14 protein-coding genes are annotated in these 15,267 nt (G+C 68.2%); 7 read left to right on the top strand and 7 right to left on the bottom strand.

Features of this window, described 5'->3' with window-relative positions:
• Positions 1–79: 79 nt before the first annotated feature.
• From ACNJ7E_RS09785 to ACNJ7E_RS09765, 5 genes are all read right to left on the bottom strand, one after another.
• A complete protein-coding gene (locus ACNJ7E_RS09785) occupies positions 80–835 on the bottom strand; it encodes an AIM24 family protein (protein ID WP_011595185.1) in 756 nt (251 codons plus the stop codon).
• On the bottom strand, positions 832–1,533 hold the full coding sequence (locus tag ACNJ7E_RS09780) for an AIM24 family protein (RefSeq protein ID WP_271209559.1): 702 nt from the start codon (positions 1,531–1,533) through the stop codon (positions 832–834). Before ACNJ7E_RS09780 ends, ACNJ7E_RS09785 begins: the two co-directional genes overlap by 4 nt.
• 5 nt (positions 1,534–1,538) lie before the next feature.
• Positions 1,539–2,162 (bottom strand): AIM24 family protein, encoded by a 624-nt coding sequence (locus ACNJ7E_RS09775; RefSeq protein ID WP_280780522.1) that lies wholly within the window; start codon positions 2,160–2,162, stop codon positions 1,539–1,541.
• Positions 2,163–2,242: 80 nt separating this feature from the next.
• The gene (locus ACNJ7E_RS09770; protein ID WP_418339719.1) at positions 2,243–3,385 is read right to left on the bottom strand and encodes a DUF475 domain-containing protein; all 1,143 of its coding nucleotides are present in this window, start codon (positions 3,383–3,385) and stop codon (positions 2,243–2,245) included.
• A gap of 118 nt (positions 3,386–3,503) precedes the next feature.
• Positions 3,504–4,079: a TerD family protein gene (locus ACNJ7E_RS09765; protein WP_009475137.1), complete on the bottom strand. Its 576-nt coding sequence runs from the start codon at positions 4,077–4,079 to the stop codon at positions 3,504–3,506.
• A 258-nt stretch (positions 4,080–4,337) separates the two neighbouring features.
• On the opposite strand from ACNJ7E_RS09765, the gene ACNJ7E_RS09760 reads away from it, so the two are divergent.
• The 7 genes from ACNJ7E_RS09760 (at position 4,338) to ACNJ7E_RS09730 (ending at position 12,834) form a co-directional block, all read left to right on the top strand.
• Entirely contained in the window at positions 4,338–5,459 is a 1,122-nt protein-coding gene (locus ACNJ7E_RS09760) for a hypothetical protein (protein WP_418339761.1), read from the top strand.
• A gap of 12 nt (positions 5,460–5,471) precedes the next feature.
• Positions 5,472–6,686: an HpcH/HpaI aldolase/citrate lyase family protein gene (locus ACNJ7E_RS09755; RefSeq protein ID WP_418339718.1), complete on the top strand. Its 1,215-nt coding sequence runs from the start codon at positions 5,472–5,474 to the stop codon at positions 6,684–6,686.
• The gene (locus ACNJ7E_RS09750; RefSeq protein WP_418339717.1) at positions 6,683–7,966 is read left to right on the top strand and encodes a phosphoribosyltransferase family protein; all 1,284 of its coding nucleotides are present in this window, start codon (positions 6,683–6,685) and stop codon (positions 7,964–7,966) included. The genes ACNJ7E_RS09755 and ACNJ7E_RS09750 overlap by 4 nt, the downstream gene beginning before the upstream one ends.
• Positions 7,963–9,072, top strand: coding sequence for a cysteine protease StiP family protein (locus ACNJ7E_RS09745; RefSeq protein WP_418339716.1), 1,110 nt, complete (start codon positions 7,963–7,965; stop codon positions 9,070–9,072). Before ACNJ7E_RS09750 ends, ACNJ7E_RS09745 begins: the two co-directional genes overlap by 4 nt.
• Positions 9,069–9,947, top strand: a complete 879-nt coding sequence (locus ACNJ7E_RS09740) for an HAD family hydrolase (RefSeq protein WP_418339715.1) — start codon at positions 9,069–9,071, stop codon at positions 9,945–9,947. The genes ACNJ7E_RS09745 and ACNJ7E_RS09740 overlap by 4 nt, the downstream gene beginning before the upstream one ends.
• A gap of 62 nt (positions 9,948–10,009) precedes the next feature.
• The gene (locus ACNJ7E_RS09735) at positions 10,010–11,257 is read left to right on the top strand and encodes a TerD family protein (protein ID WP_280780517.1); all 1,248 of its coding nucleotides are present in this window, start codon (positions 10,010–10,012) and stop codon (positions 11,255–11,257) included.
• An 8-nt stretch (positions 11,258–11,265) separates the two neighbouring features.
• On the top strand, positions 11,266–12,834 hold the full coding sequence (locus tag ACNJ7E_RS09730; protein ID WP_280780516.1) for a TerD family protein: 1,569 nt from the start codon (positions 11,266–11,268) through the stop codon (positions 12,832–12,834).
• A 21-nt stretch (positions 12,835–12,855) separates the two neighbouring features.
• Here ACNJ7E_RS09730 and ACNJ7E_RS09725 read toward each other — a convergent pair whose 3' ends face one another.
• Together ACNJ7E_RS09725 and ACNJ7E_RS09720 are read right to left on the bottom strand one after the other, a co-directional pair.
• Entirely contained in the window at positions 12,856–14,262 is a 1,407-nt protein-coding gene (locus tag ACNJ7E_RS09725; RefSeq protein ID WP_418339714.1) for an ABC1 kinase family protein, read from the bottom strand.
• Between the two features lie 117 nt (positions 14,263–14,379).
• Positions 14,380–15,234: an LLM class F420-dependent oxidoreductase gene (locus ACNJ7E_RS09720; RefSeq protein ID WP_418339713.1), complete on the bottom strand. Its 855-nt coding sequence runs from the start codon at positions 15,232–15,234 to the stop codon at positions 14,380–14,382.
• Positions 15,235–15,267 lie beyond the last annotated feature (33 nt).

The raw sequence follows: 15,267 nt of genomic DNA, 5'->3' as shown, positions 1-15,267 counted from the left end.
GTCAGAACTTCCTGACACAGATCAGAGTGCTCCCCGTCCCTGCCGCAACTCTTCGCTCAGCCTGTCAATCGCCTGGGTGTCAGCGAGGCTGCTCCGCCAGTTTGGCGGCGATCACGCCGTTGAGCCGTTGCAGACCGCTCGGAGTGATGCCGTGGATCTGCCCCTCGATACTGCGCACGACATGCGTGTCGCTGAGGACCTTCTCACTCGACTGGATCAGAACCGTTCCGGCGCCGGTGAAGTCGAATTGCCGTTCCTCCCCGGAGTTGATTCCCATCATGTGGGCGCCCGCCGCGAGGAAGTTGCTGATCCACCCCTGGTCGTAATGGTGACTCGGGGACGGGCAGTCGGCCCACCCGACGAGCGCCTCCGGATCGATCCGCAGCGGCGGCTCGGCGAACATCACCGGGCCGTTGGACGACGCCAGGAACTTGCCGGTCCCGATGAGCGTCAGGAATCCCGGCACGATGGACTGGTTCAGGGCCAGACCCGGTTCGAATGCAAGGAGATTCGACGCCCGGATGGTGAGGTTGCCGTCGTCGAGGTCGTACGAGTTGATGTCGTAACCGCGGTCGCCGATGATCAGTTTCCCGAATCCTTCGGCCACCGCATAGTCGCCCATGTACAGCGGTGCGGAGAACTGGTTGGCGACCATGTGCAGTGCGGCGCCGTGCAATCCGTGGGTCAGGGCCTGGAACTGCATCTGACCGTAATAGGCGATCATCGCACCCTTGCGGATGAACCAGGGCGCGGTGAGGTCGATGCAGAATGCGTAGCTGTTGTCGGGAATGTTGTCGCTGGCGCCGAGAGTCGACGGATTGTGGATGGCGGTCACAGTTTCTCCTCCGAAGCCTGAACGTAGACGATGCCCTGACCCGTGCACTGCAATTGCATTGCTTCCCCGACCCCGCGACCCATGGCCTCACGCCAGCCGACGGCGGATTTCAGTTCCACCTGGACGCTCCCGTACGTGCCGACGAAAGCGTCGGGGTCGACGAACACCGGATTCGGGCCGCCGACAGGGAGTTCGATGAAGCCGCCGTGTGCGAGCAGCACCGCCGACCCGTACCCGGACAACTGCGTGGTGAACATTCCGGTCCCGGAGAGGGCGCCTGCCGCCGCGCCGCGTAGGGCGCCGAGCATGCCGCGTCCGCCGCCACCACCGCCCTGACTCGTCACGGAGATCACCGAACTCTGCAGTCCCGCATTGTGCGCGAGCAGCCGGGACGCCTCGACGCACAGCGCGCCACCCTGCGACATGTCGACGACATGCACCTCGAGTCCGGCGTGACCGTAGTGCACCTCGCCCTGCCCCTGCGCGAGCATCGTGCGTTCGTGCTCGCCCTGCATCATGCGTCCGGCCATCCGGGTGAATCCACCCATGCCCGCCATCGACTGGGAACCTGGCACCTGATGCGGTGAGAACTGCACCTGACCCGTGTAGAACAACATCGCACCCGTGCGCGCCACCACACCGCCTGCGGCGCCGACGTCGACCTTGACGACCTTCGAGTTCACTTTCGAGAAGACCATGGGGCTCACCGCTCTGCCGGTTGAATGGAGACGACGCCGTGACCGTCCCACTTGAGGGAGAAGGCCTCACCGTTGCCCTGGCCGACGGCGCTGCGCCACGACACGTCGGTCACGAACGACTGCGTCACCTGCCCGCGCGCCGAGACGAACGCGTCGGGATCGACCACCAGCGGGTACTGCGGCGACACCTCGAGGTGGATGAGTGGCCCGCCCGCCGACAGCAGTGCCACCTGACCCTGGCCGGAGACGGTCGTGGTGAACAGGCCCTGACCGCCGACCCCGCCGCGTAGTCCGGTGAACGTGACGTTGGTGTTCAGGTTGCCGCTCAAGGCGAGCAGCTGCTGCGATTCCACCTGCAGGGTCTCGTTCGCCAGGTCGACGACGGAGACGTACTGACCGCCCACCGCGAGGTACACGACACCGTGGCCGGAGCATTCCATCAGCGACAGGGCCTCGCCCGTGGCGCGCCTCTTCATTCCGGCGAGGACCCCGTCACCGCCACCGAAACCTGCCGACTTGAAACTGACATTGCCCTCGTAGGCGATCATCGAACCCTGTATCGCCCGGATGGTGGTTCCGGCGAGCTGCGCCTCCACCACCTTCTTCGACTTGTCGAGCAGCCGCCCCATGGGTGCCCTTTCCAGTGTCGAGCGGCAGTGCCCGTGACCGAGTCACGAGCACTGCCGCTGGATGTGAGTACAGGCAGAACCTAGCCGACGGACACCGGGTTCTGCTCGTCCACGTCGTCTTCCGCTTGGCCCGCCGTCGCGACGGCCTTGCGGTTGCGGACGATGCTGGAGATGAAGGCGGCACCGATGAGGGCGACGCCGACGAGTCCGGTGACGTTCTCGTTGACGTGGTAGCCGATGGACACCAGCAGGATTACGGCCAGTGCGCCGATGGCCCAGTGGGCGCCGTGCTCGAGGTACACGTAGTCCGACAGGGTGCCCTTGCGGACCAGGAACACCGTAATGGACCGGACGAACATCGCGCCGACGAAGCCGAGGCCGAGGGCGATGATGATCGGGTCGGACGTGATCGCGAACGCGCCGATAACACCGTCGAAGGAGAACGACGCGTCGAGGACCTCGAGGTAGAGGAACAGGAAGAACCCGGCCTTACCGGTGGCCTTGGCCAGCTCGGTCGGTCCGCCCTTGGACCCTTCGACCAGTTCTCCGTCTTCGTCTTCCCCCGGAGTGTTGAACAACTCACCGAGACCGTTGACGGCGATGTAGGTGACCATGCCGAGGACGCCCGCGATCATCACCGTGGAGACCGTGTCCGCGGGGGCGATGTACGCGGCGGTGATCAGCAGCAGGGCGCCGGCGATGATGACGGCCAGCTGGTCGAGCTTGCCCGCGCGGGCAAGGGGCTTCTCCAGCCAGGACAGCCAGGTGATCTCCCGCTCTTCCAGGATGAAGCCGAGGAACAGCATCAGCAGGAACATGCCGCCGAACGCCGCGATCTGCGGGTGCGCGTCGGTGAGCAGCGTTTCGTAGCTGGCGCTGCCGTCGGGGAAGTACGCGGCACCGTCGGCAGGCGGGTTGAGAGCCAGGTCGAGGGCGGCGACGGGGCCGAGGCCGGACGCGAGCCACACGATGACGAGGGGGAAGACCAGACGCATACCGAACACCGCGATGACGATGCCGACGGTGAGGAAGATCTTCTGCCAGAACTCGCTCATCCGGCGGAGCACGGTGGCGTTGATGACGGCGTTGTCGAAGGACAGTGAGATCTCGAGGATCGACAGGATCACCACGAGGAGGACGGCCTGGGGGCCTCCGTAGAGCGCCGCGATGATGATGGAAATCACCGTCACGGCGAAGGAGAGACCGAATATTCGCAGAACCACGAAGCGTGGCCTTTCTCTAGTGGGCATGCAGGGTGGCTACTGCAGGTGGACGAGCACCGGGGGAGGGTTTCACGTCAGGGCCGTGAAACCCTCCCCCGGCTGGAGAACGTGACGACTGTCAGACGTTGACGCCGTAGTCGCGGGCGATACCGGCCAGCCCGGACGCGTAGCCCTGTCCGATGGCGCGGAACTTCCACTCCGCACCGTTGCGGTACAGCTCGCCGAAAACCATAGCGGTCTCGGTCGACGCGTCCTCGGACAGGTCGTAGCGGGCGAGCTCGTTGCCGTTGGCCTGGTCGACGACGCGGATGTAGGCGTTGCGGACCTGACCGAACGACTGCGAACGGGTCTCCGCATCGTAGATCGAGACGGGGAACAGGATGCTCTCGATGTTCGCGGGGACCGCCGCCAGGTTGACGTTGATCACCTCGTCGTCGCCCTCGCCCGCACCGGTGGTGTTGTCACCGATGTGCTCGATCGAGCCGTCGGGGGAGCGCAAGTTGTTGAAGAACACGAAGTGCTGATCCGACACGACCTTCTTGTCGGCGCCCGCACCGATGGCGCTGGCGTCGAGGTCGAAGTCGGTGCCGGTGGTCGAGCGGGCATCCCATCCGAGTCCGACAGCCACCGCGGTCAGGTTCGGCGCCTCCTTCGTGAGAGAAACATTGCCGCCCTTGGTCAAGCTGACGCCCATTCAGGGGTCCTTTCGAGAGGAGGTGGGTGGACCCTCGACAACTGTCGAAGTTCCGGGTTCGTCGTGCAACACCACGATAATGAATTTGTCCGACTTGTCCCATCCCGCGAACTGTCCACAGGTTTGTGCACAGGCAATTCCGGACCACTCGGTGTTGTCGGCCCGACCAGTACGATTCAGGACGTGACGAGCGGATGGGCGGGACGCTTCCGAGGAAGAGCCCGGGGCGACGACTCGGCTCGTCGCGCCCACGACACGATGGTCGCAGCGTTTCTCGATATGGACAACCGGCAGAGCATCGCCGCCGCGGCCGTGGACGCCTCGGACCAGCTGACTCCGGAACGCGGAATCCGGCGGGCCTGGGAACCGGTTCGCGACGGGTGCTACCAGGCCGCGACGGCGTATCTGGCGGCGGAAGACCAATTCGAGAACGTGCAGACACCCGCGGCGGCCGCCGCGTACGAGCAGGTGACGCGGCAGTTGGTGGCGGCGACGCAGTCTCTCGACGAGTTCTATCGCACATATCGGGGCCATCTCGAGGAGTCGACCGCGATGCTGGCGGCCGTACCCCAACTCGCCCAGCAGGCGCTTCAGGTCGCCTCCGCGGCGCAGCAGCGGGTGCAGACCGAGGGCGGCGCGTACGCAGGCTACCCGTCGGTGCGCGACCGGGGAGCGGCACTCGACGCCGCGGTCGTGGCGCTGCAGGGCGCCCGTGGCGCCAATCCGGTCCGCGAAGCGGCAGCGCGCGTGCGGGAGGTGTCGGCGGCGCTCGAGAAGGCACTGGCCGCGGCCCCGTCCAAGGAACTGGACGCCGCTCACGCCGTGTCGTCGGTGACGACGAGGATCGCCGCGGTGCAGACGCGGGCGGAACGGCTGGCGCCCGCCTACTCCGCCCTGCTGCGCGAGTTCAACGCGGCCAGTTCGGCGGATCTCGTCCACAACGACCGCGAGAGCCGCAGGCACATCGAGCAGGCGCAAACCGATCTGCAGCAGGCGCAGAAGGCTCTGACCGCCGGAAATCCGGAGGGGGCGCTGGATCTGACCGCCGCCGCGCGGACCCATCTGGTCGACGCCGAGGCGAACGTCGACGGTGTCACCGATCGCCTGCTGTTGCTGCGGGAGGTCCGCGAGAACCCACGGGCCAAGGAGAACGAGATCAGATTTCGCCTCCGCGACGCCCAGATGTTGGCTGTCAATCGTGGTCTCGTGCGGGAATGGGGATCGGTCCTCGACGCTCAGCTCGAGCGGATAGACCGAATTGCAGGGACACTGACCGGGAGGCATCCCGACTACTGGGCGTACGTCGCCCAGCTCGATGCCGTGTCGGCGTTCATCGCCGAGGTGGTTCAGAAGATGAGAGGACACACAGGACAGCGATGACACGGGGGAACGATGAGCATTAGCGAAGACATGCCGCCAGGTGCGACGACGGCGGCGGTGCGGCACGTGCGGCACTTCCACCACCTCGATCCCGAAACGCACGGCCGGCTGTTCCTGCACGCTCCGCACGCTCTCGGGCCGGACGAGGATCGCACGGTGCTGGCCGTCGCGCTGGGCGCGACGCTGTACGTGCCTGCGACGAGGTCCGACCTCGCGGACACGATCCTTCGCCGGTCCGGTGACGGAGTCTGCTCGATGGTCCTGGACCTCGAGGACGCGGTGGCCGACGATCAGGTGGAGGCGGCGCTGCTCAACGCCGTCGACGCGCTCGATCGGCTCGCCGTCCACGGTGGTGCGCGGATGCAGTTGTTCGTGCGGGTGCGGGCGGCCGAGGACCTTCGGCGGATCGCCGACCTGCTGACCACCGGCGTCGAGGTGTTGTCCGGATTCGTGATCCCCAAGTTCGGTGGTGCGACGGGACGTGCATTCCTCGACGAGCTGGCCGCGGCGTCGGAGCGGCTCGGCAAGCACCTGTACGCGATGCCGGTGCTCGAATCGCCGGCACTGGTGCACCGGGAGACCCGCGACGACGAACTCGCGAAGATCGGTGAACTGCTCGTCGAACACCGCGAGCGGATCCTCGCCGTGCGCATCGGCGCCACCGACATGTGTGCCACGTTCGGTATCCGCCGCGACCGCGACCTGACGATCTACGACGTGCGGGTGGTCGCGGACGCGATTGCCGGCATCGTCAACTTCCTGGGCCGCGCCGACGACACCGGACACGTCATCACCGGTCCCGTGTGGGAGTACTTCGCCGACCACGAGCGGATGTTCCGGCCGACCCTGCGCGCCACGCCGTTCGAGGAGCACAACGAGGTGCGGTTCCGTCAGCAGCTGGTCAGCCGGGATCTGGACGGTCTGCTGCGGGAAATCGCCCTCGACCGCGCCAACGGCATCCAGGGCAAGACGGTCATCCACCCCACGCACGTCGCGGCCGTGCACGCCCTGTCCGCGGTGACGCACGAGGAGTACCACGATGCGCTCGACATTCTCGGCGCCGAGGGCGTCGGCGGCGTCCAGGCGTCGGGATACCGCAACAAGATGAACGAAATGCGCCCGCACCGCAGCTGGGCCGAGAAGACACTCGTCCGGGCGAAGGTGTTCGGCGTGACAAACGAGGGAATCACGTTCGTGGATCTACTGACTGCACTGGCCGTCCGATGAGCTCACCCACTGCCGTGCGCGCAGTGCCCTGGGCCACGGAACACCTGGGGTTGACGCTCGCCCACGTGGGTTCGGGCACGGGGCTGACCATCCCCGAACTCGTCGAGCCCGGCCTGCGGCGTAACCCGCGTCGTGCCCACCTGCTCGTCTCGACGGTCCTCGGCAAGCACGTGCCCACCGACCCGGGTGCCGTGATCGGCGCGGGCGACCGTCTCGGCGATCTGGTCGCCGACGTTCTCGGACCGGATGCAGATCCCGTGGTGCTCGGATTCGCGGAGACCGCAACAGGTCTGGGGCATTGTGTCGCGGCCCGGCTGCGCGCTCGGTGTTACCTGCACTCCACGCGCCGGGACGTCCCCGAGATCGGGACGTCCGCCGGGTTCGAGGAGGGGCACTCGCACGCGACCAGCCACCAGCTGCAGCCGACGTCCGTCGAGTTGTTCACGGGCGATCGTCCCCTCGTCCTCGTGGACGACGAGATTTCCACCGGCGCCACCGCTGTCGACGCGATCCGCGCGCTGCACCGGCAGAACCCGCGCAGCCGTTACGTCGTGGCGTCGCTCGTCGACATGCGCGAGCAGGGCCACCGGGACGCCGTCGACGCCGCCGCCGCCGAACTGGGGGTGCAGATCGACAGCGTGAGTCTGGCGGTGGGGCGCACCGAGCTTCCCGACGGCCTGATCGACTCGGTCGGTGCCCTTCCGGAACCGGTGCTCAACCCCGTCGGTGAGCGGACCGGGGCCGTCGAGCGCGCCGACATACCGTGGCCCGCAGCGGTTCCGGAAGGTGGCCGGCACGGGTTCCTGCGGGAAGACACCGAGGAGTTCGATGCGGCCGTCGCGTCGGCGGCCGCGGTGCTCCGGGACCGGCTCGATCCGCAGCGCCCGGTGATCGTCGTCGGACACGAAGAGCTGATGTACCTGCCTCTGCGAATTGCGGACGCGCTCGCCACGTCCGGTGTCCGGGTTCGTTTCCAGACGACCACGCGGTCACCCGCCTACGTGCTCGACCAGCCGGGATATCCGCTGCGCCGAGGATTCCGTTTCACAGCGCCCGAGAACGGTGAAGAGCAGCCGCGTTTCGTCTACAACGCCGAGTGGCCGGACGAGGACGCCGTCGTGGTCGCGGTGATCGACGCCGCGGCCGACACCGACCGGCTCACGGCGGCCGGCGGATTCCTCGACGTGCTCACCGCGTCGGGGACGGATGTGCTCCTGGCCGTCGTGTCCGGCGCCGACCCGCGGTCGCTGCGCGCCGCACGTGCGGGAGCGTCGACGTGACGGCGCCGCTGACCGGCCCGGCGTTCGGTTCGTACTCCGCCGACGAGGTGGGCTGGCTGCTCAAAGACCTGTCGCACGTCGACCTCGAAGCCGATGTCGCCGAGCGGGAGCGCCGAATCCAGTCGGGTGAGTCCCACTACGCGGAGACGCTGCCCATCGAGTACCAGCCCGACGCGGAGTACCGCGAGCTGTTCGAGAAGGTGCTGCAGGACAGCTCCATCCGGCTGGCGCGCGCCGTGGGGACGGTCACCGACCTCGTGCTGGCCGAGCGGGGCCGCGACGTCACCCTCGTGTCACTGGCGCGGGCGGGAACCCCGGTGGGTGTGCTCATGCGCCGCTGGGCGCGGGACGTCCACGGGTTGACGCTGCCGCACTACGCCGTCTCCATCGTCCGCGACCGGGGGATCGACGCCGTCGCGCTCGACTACCTTGCGCGTCATCACGACCCCGCGAACGTGGTGTTCGTCGACGGATGGACGGGCAAGGGCGCCATCGCCCGCGAGTTGTCGCAGGCACTCGCCGAGTACCGCGAAGCCGGTGGCGCCGAATTCGACGACGACCTCGCCGTCCTCGCCGATCCCGGGCACTGCGTCCGCACGTTCGGCACCCGCGACGACTTCCTGATCGCCTCCGCGTGCCTGAACTCGACCGTGTCGGGCCTGGTGTCGCGGACCGTCCTCAACGACACACTGATCGGACCCGGCGACTTCCACGGCGCCAAGTTCTACGCGCACCTGGCGGACGAGGACGTGTCCAATCATCTCCTCGATTCCGTCGGCGCCTCCTTCGGGGATGTGCGTGAGCACGTTCCCGGCGACGTCGAGGACCTGCTGCGGTCGGACCGCACCCCCACCTGGGACGGCTGGAAGTCCGTCGAGGCGGTCCGGGAGCAGTACGGGATCTCGAGTGTGAACTTCGTGAAGCCGGGCGTCGGCGAGACCACCCGGGTGCTGCTGCGCCGGGTGCCGTGGCGGGTGCTCGTCCGCGATCTCGACGCCCCGGAGCACGCACACATCCGGCTACTCGCCGCCGCGCGGGCGGTCCCCGTCGAAGAGGTCCCCGACCTGGCCTATTCGTGTATGGGCCTGATCAAGGATGTGACATGACCGCGCTGATCGCGACCGACCTCGACCGCACCATGATCTACTCGCGCGGGGCCATGGAACTCGCCGTCATCGAGAGTGACGTGGCCGAGCGGCCCGGCGACGAGGACCTCCTCTGCGTCGAGGTGTACGACGGCAAGCCGCTGTCCTACGTCACGTCGGCCGCCGAGGCCATGCTGCGGAAGCTCACCGCGTCCGCCGTGGTCGTGCCTACCACCACGCGCACCGTCGCCCAGTTCCAGCGCATCGACCTGCCGGGGGCGCCGTGGCGGTACGCGATCACGACCAACGGCGGCAACATCCTCGTCGACGGGGTGCCCGATGCGGGCTGGCGGTCGGGTGTCGACATCGCGATGGCCGACGGTGGAGCCTCGCTGGTGGAGGTCGGCGCCGAGCTGAGCCGACGCATCGACGACAGCTGGGTGCGTTCGTCCCGGGTGGCCGACGAGTTGTTCTCCTACCTGGTCGTGGACCTCGACGCGATGCCGGCCGGCTTCGTCGAGGAGTGGAACGACTGGTGCGTCGACCGGGGATGGGGGGCCTCCCGGCAGGGCCGCAAGATCTACACGATGCCCGACGCGGTGTGCAAGAGCCGCGCGGTCGCGGAGGTCCGTACGAGGCTCGTCGACGACGGAGTGCTCGCGCCGGAAGCGCCCGTGCTGGCGGCCGGGGACGGGGCCCTCGACGCCACCATGCTCAGTGCCGCCGACGCCGCCATCCGCCCCCGGCACGGCGAACTCGAAACCCTCGACTGGCAGCACCCGACCCTGTCGGTCACCGGAAGCAGCGGTATCGCCGCTGGTGAGGAGATCCTGCGCTGGTTCGCGGACCGTGTCGCGCGGGGTGCGGGGACGACGGCCGTCGGCTCTCTTTTGTAGGTTGTAGGCAAACAGACCAAACGGGACAAACCCGACGCTCCCACAGTGAAGGAACCACCGCAGTGTCCACTCCGCTAGCCAAGGGTCAGAACGGCCCGCTGAGCGTCGACGACGTCATCGTCTCCCTCGAACTGACGGCCGCCGCCGACCTGTCCGCGCTGCTCGTCACGGACTCGGGGAAGGTCCGTTCGGACGCCGACTTCGTCTTCTTCAACCAGCCGACCGGTCCCGGGGTGCAACTCGTGCCAGGAGCCACCGGGCAGGCGGCCTCGCTGAAGGTGTCGCTCGGCGCGGTGCCTGCCGACATCGCGCAGGTGCGCGCGGTCATCACGCTCGACGACGCCACCAGTAGCTTCGGCCGCTCCGCGCCGCCGACCGCCCGGGTCGCCGACGGCGCCGGAAACTCGCTGTACGAGTACAAGATCGAGGGGCTGAACTCCGAGTCGATCGTCATCGCGCTCGAGCTGTACCGACGCCAGGGCGCCTGGAAGGTGCGGGCCGTCGGGCAGGGCTATGCCGGCGGGTTCGCCGCACTGGTCACCGATCACGGCGTGTCCGTCGACGACGCCCCCGCACCCGCCGTCGCTCCCGTCCAGCAGCCGCCGGCGCCCGCACCGGCACCGCAGGCCGCCTACCCGCCGCCCGCCGCACCGGTTGCGCCCCCGGCTCCCGCTGCACCCCCCGCACCCGCCGCCCCGTCCGCTCCGGCCGAGGTCAGTCTCACCAAGGCACGACCGGTCAGTCTCTCCAAGGGACAGAAGGTCACGCTCCGCAAGGACGGTGGTGTCGCACTGACGTACATCCAGATGGGACTCGGCTGGGACCCGATCGAGAAGCGCGGCATGTTCGGGAACCGTTCCGCCAACGTCGACCTCGACGCGTCGGCGGTCCTGTTCGCGGACAACAACATGGTCGACGTCGCCTACTACGGCCAGCTGACGTCGAAGGACGGGTCGATCCGGCATCAGGGCGACAACCTCACCGGTGAGGGCGCCGGCGACGACGAGGTGATCCTCGTGGACCTCACTCGCATTCCGCCGCACATCTCGACCATCGTGTTCATCGTGACGTCGTACCGCGGGCACACGTTCGAGCAGGTGAAGAACGCCTTCTGCCGCCTCGTGGACACCACGTCGTCGGCCGAACTCGCCCGGTTCACGCTGCAGGGCGGGATGCCGTTCACCGGAATGGTGATGGCCAAGGTGTACCGAGTGGGCGGCGAGTGGAAGCTGCAGGCCATCGGTGAGGGCATTCAGGCCAAACACGCCGGTGAGGCCGCGCCTCAACTCGCCCGCTTCCTCGGCGTCTAGGGGCGGCGGTGACGGTCCACCTCGTTCCGGGGCAGAACGCCCCGCTGCCGTCGCGCGTACTGAGTTTCCGCGCAGTCGATGCGACGCCGATCGACGTCTCCGCGTTGATCGTGGACGGCGATCTGCGCACGCTGTCCTCGGACCATTTCGTGTTCTACAACCAGCGCCGCGCCGCCGGGGTGGAACTCGACGCGGACGGAACGGTCCGGCTGCAGCTGGACGAGGTGGACGCCGCTGCGGCGGGCGTGCTCTGCGTGGTCAGTGTCGATCCGGCGTCCCCGAACGGTCGGGCGACGCTGGCCCGCGAGGGGCTGTCGGCCACGCTCGCCGACGAAAATGGTCTTCCCCTGGTCGTTTTCGACGTCCCGCTGGTCGGTTCCGAGGCGGCCGCGATCTGCCTCGAGATCTACCGCCGCGGCACCGAGTGGAAGGTGCGGGCCGTCGGGCAGGGATACGACGGCGGCCTCGCCGAACTCGTCACCCGGCACGGCGTCGAGGTGGACGAACCCACGCACCCTGTCGCCGAGGAGGTTCCGGCGACACCCGGTCCTGCGGGCATCCCGCTCGACCCGGCCCACTCGTTCGAGAGGGCGTGGATGATCTTCGAGGATGCCGCCCGGTCCGCGGCCTCCTTCCGATCCTCCCGCGACTACGCGCAGGCGCGGCTGGACGACGAACTGTCCGAGTCGGTGGCCGACCCGTCCACGCGCAACAGTCCCGCGGTCGTGCAATCGCAGGCCAGGGCGCAGGAGCGGTGCGATGCCCTCGTCGCCGAGGCGCAGCGCAAATTCGACGGCGAGACTTCGCAACTGGCCGACGAACTCCGCGCCATCGACCCGCTGCTGCCGCGGTCGCTGGCCACCTTCGAATCCGCCGCCTGGACGAGCCCGGTCACCGCCACCGCGGTAACGGACGGGCTGAGGCTCGGCGAGTTGTCCGCACCCGATCTCGGTGAGCTGCGGGTGCCGTTCTGCGTCCATTACCCATTGGGGCGTCCGCTCTGGATCGTCGGCGATGCTGCCGAGGCCGCACCGGTGGTCGCGGCGCTGGCAGCGCGCATGCTGGTCGCGTCACCTGCGCCGGCGCAGCGGTTGGAGGTGGTCGACCTCAGCGGCTCGCTGCGCACGTTCACCGAACCCCTCGGCGCACGTCTGGCTTCGCCGGTCGTGTCCTCGGCGTCCGACATCACCGCCCGCCTCACCGCGCTGTCCGAGAGCGTCGACCTCGCCGAAATGGCGGCCCGCAGCGGAATCCGCGACACGCTGCCGGAGCCGCGGCTGGTGATCCTGGGCGACTTCCCGCACGGGTACGGCGCTGAGGACGCCGCCCGCATCGTGCACCTCGCCGATCACGGTCCCGCGGTCGGGACGTCGCTGATCATCGTCGGCGACAGTGCCTCGGCGGATTCGGATCCGGGTGTCGCGGTGCTCGCACGCATCGCGCAGCAGGTTCCGACGTCGGGGGTCCTCACCGTCTCCGACCCGTGGACCGGCAACGACTGGATTCTGACACCCGACCGGCTCCCGGATCACCCCCTCCACCGGGCCTCGGTGCTGGATTCACTGACCGGGCAGTAGATCCCTCGCCGCGAGCTCGCGTCACTCGTCGGGCAGTTCGACCCCGAGTTCGAGGGCCTTCGCGGCGACGGCGTCCGGGAAGACGTTGCGGAACAGGAACAGGTCCTGCCCGATCACCCAGCCGGGGGCGAGTTCCGTGGCATACCGCTCGAAGTAGCCGAGTTGCTTCCCGAACAGGACGAGTTCCTCGGGGCTGGCGACGCCCCATTTCTTGCCGATGCCGATCAGCGCCATGATGAGTTCGCTGAGCCGCAGCTCACCGAGGTCCCGGCCCAGCAGGGGTGCGAGGGCGGCGGCCACCTGGAGTCCGATCTCGTCGTCGGTGGCGTCGTTGTCGGTCGCGTAGCCGAGGCCCCGGATTCCGCGGGCCATCCGGGAGAAGTCGCCGTCGATCAAGGTCGCGTAGAACATGTCGCGCAGGATCTGCCGCCACGACTCGGGGAGCTCACCGACGATGCCGAAGTCGAGCATCGCGATGCGTCCGTCGTCGAGGACCCACAGGTTCCCGGCGTGCACGTCGCCGTGGAACGGGCCGTGGAGGATGACGGACTCGATCCACACCTTGACGCCGCGGCGGATCAGCATCCGGGTGTCCATGTGGACGAGGTCGGGGAACCGGTCGAGCGGCAGGCCGTACATGCGTTCCATGCAGATGACGTGCGGGCCGCAGTAGTCCCAGTACACCTCGGGGGTGGTGACGCCCTTGTTGTCGCCGAACGCCCCGATGTTGGTCCTGAACCGGGCCTGCCGGTCGGCCTCGACCGCACTGTTGAGTTCGGTCATCGTGGCCGCGTGGAGGTCGCGGATGATGGCGGTGGCGTTGGCGATGCGGAAGAACTCGAACAGCTTCTCGAGGATCCGCGCACCCCAGTACGCGGTGCGCAGGTCCACCACCATGCGGCGGAAGATGTCGGGGCGTTGCACCTTGATGACGGCTTCCCTGCCGTCGGGAAGTACGCAGCCGTGTACCTGCGCAACGGAGGCGGCCGCGAGGGGGACGTCGTCGAACGACGTGAACAACGCGTCGACGGGATGCCCCAGGTCGGCTTCGATGACCCGGCGGGCCTCCTCGGCGGGCACCGGCGGCACGTCGTCGAGACATCGCAGACAGGCGTTGGCCAGCGGGGCGGGGAACACGCCGGAGGACGACGCCATCAACTGACCGACCTTGACGAACGTCGGGCCCAGCACCTCGAAACCGTTGACCAGGCCCTCCGACGCCGCGTCCGCAAGGGTGCGGCCGCGACGTCGGACAGGCCAGGTGACCAGCGCGAACAGGGTGTAGGCGACAACGACCACGCCGATGACGAGCGCCCGCCACAACTCCGCGGCGCGGAAATGGTCGAGGCTCGCGGAGTGCACGGTCAGGGCTGCAGGTGGCGGCCCCGAAGCGTACGGGCCGACCGGACGTGCCGTTGGCTCTTGCACAGTTCCTACCTTGCGTTCAGTCCTGCCTGCCGTTCAGAAGGGGACCATACCCCGACCGTTTCGGCGAACCCCTCTCAGTATGCGGTACCCGCCATCACATCATTTCGTTAGCAGAACTCAGAGTCCCAGCGCGCCTGCGAGTTCCCGCAGGGCAGGCACCGGATCGTCGCCTGCGGGGAGTACCTGGATGGCCACGTGATCGGCGCCCGCATCGAGGTGTTCCCGGAGGCGACCGGCGACGTACTGCGTGTCGCCGTGGGCGGCGAGCGCGTCGATGAGGTCGTCGCTGCCGCCGTTCTCGATCTGCTCGTCGGTGTACCCGAGCCGTTTCAGGTTGTTGACGTAGTTGCGCAGGTGCAGGTACGGATTCTCGACGGCCGAACGTCCGATGGGGCGAGCGCGTTCCGGATCGGTGTCCAGCACGACCTTCTGCTCCGGCGCGATCACCGGGCCCGGGCCGAGCAGCTCCCGCGCTTCACGGGTGTGCTGCGGCGTGGTCAGGTACGGATGGGCACCGGCGGCGCGGGCTGCGGACAGTTCGAGAACCTTTGGACCGAGCGCGGCCAGGACGCGCCGTCCCGCCGGGACGCCGGCAGCATCGAGGGCGTCGAGATACTCCACGAGCGCGGCGTACGGCTTGCTGTAGTTCAGGCCGGGCTGTTCGGGATGGCCGACGCCGATGCCGAGGAGGAAGCGCCCCGGATGACGGGCTTCGAGCCGGTGGAACGAGGTCGCGACCTCGTCGGCGGGGGCGGTCCAGATGTTCACGATTCCGGTCGCGACCGTGATGGTGGATGTCGCGTCGAGCAGGCGTTCGGCGACGTCGAGATCGGCAGGCGGGGAGCCGCCGATCCAGATCGCGCCGTAGCCTGCCGATTCGATCGCCGCACCCACCTCGGGGGCCAATCCGCCGGCGTGACGCCAGACGCCGAACTGTCCGAGCTGCGGGGTTTCTGCTGTGGTCTCCGTCATGTGGCGTGCAACCTTCCCTCGTGGATATTCATT

This window comes from Rhodococcus mengyinensis, from assembly GCF_048381435.1.
Classification (GTDB): Bacteria; Actinomycetota; Actinomycetes; order Mycobacteriales; family Mycobacteriaceae; genus Rhodococcus_F; species Rhodococcus_F opacus_D.
Note: the sequence above shows the minus strand (reverse complement) of the source record. Positions and strands in the feature narration are given on the sequence as shown.

Coding starts and splice junctions, on each gene's coding strand:
- ACNJ7E_RS09780 (WP_271209559.1), bottom strand. CDS start 1,533: ATGGTCTTCTCGAAAGTGAACTCGAAGGTCGTCAAGGTCGACGTCGGC.
- ACNJ7E_RS09775 (WP_280780522.1), bottom strand. CDS start 2,162: ATGGGGCGGCTGCTCGACAAGTCGAAGAAGGTGGTGGAGGCGCAGCTC.
- ACNJ7E_RS09765 (WP_009475137.1), bottom strand. CDS start 4,079: ATGGGCGTCAGCTTGACCAAGGGCGGCAATGTTTCTCTCACGAAGGAG.
- ACNJ7E_RS09760 (WP_418339761.1), top strand. CDS start 4,338: ATGGTCGCAGCGTTTCTCGATATGGACAACCGGCAGAGCATCGCCGCC.
- ACNJ7E_RS09755 (WP_418339718.1), top strand. CDS start 5,472: ATGAGCATTAGCGAAGACATGCCGCCAGGTGCGACGACGGCGGCGGTG.
- ACNJ7E_RS09750 (WP_418339717.1), top strand. CDS start 6,683: ATGAGCTCACCCACTGCCGTGCGCGCAGTGCCCTGGGCCACGGAACAC.
- ACNJ7E_RS09740 (WP_418339715.1), top strand. CDS start 9,069: ATGACCGCGCTGATCGCGACCGACCTCGACCGCACCATGATCTACTCG.
- ACNJ7E_RS09720 (WP_418339713.1), bottom strand. CDS start 15,234: ATGACGGAGACCACAGCAGAAACCCCGCAGCTCGGACAGTTCGGCGTC.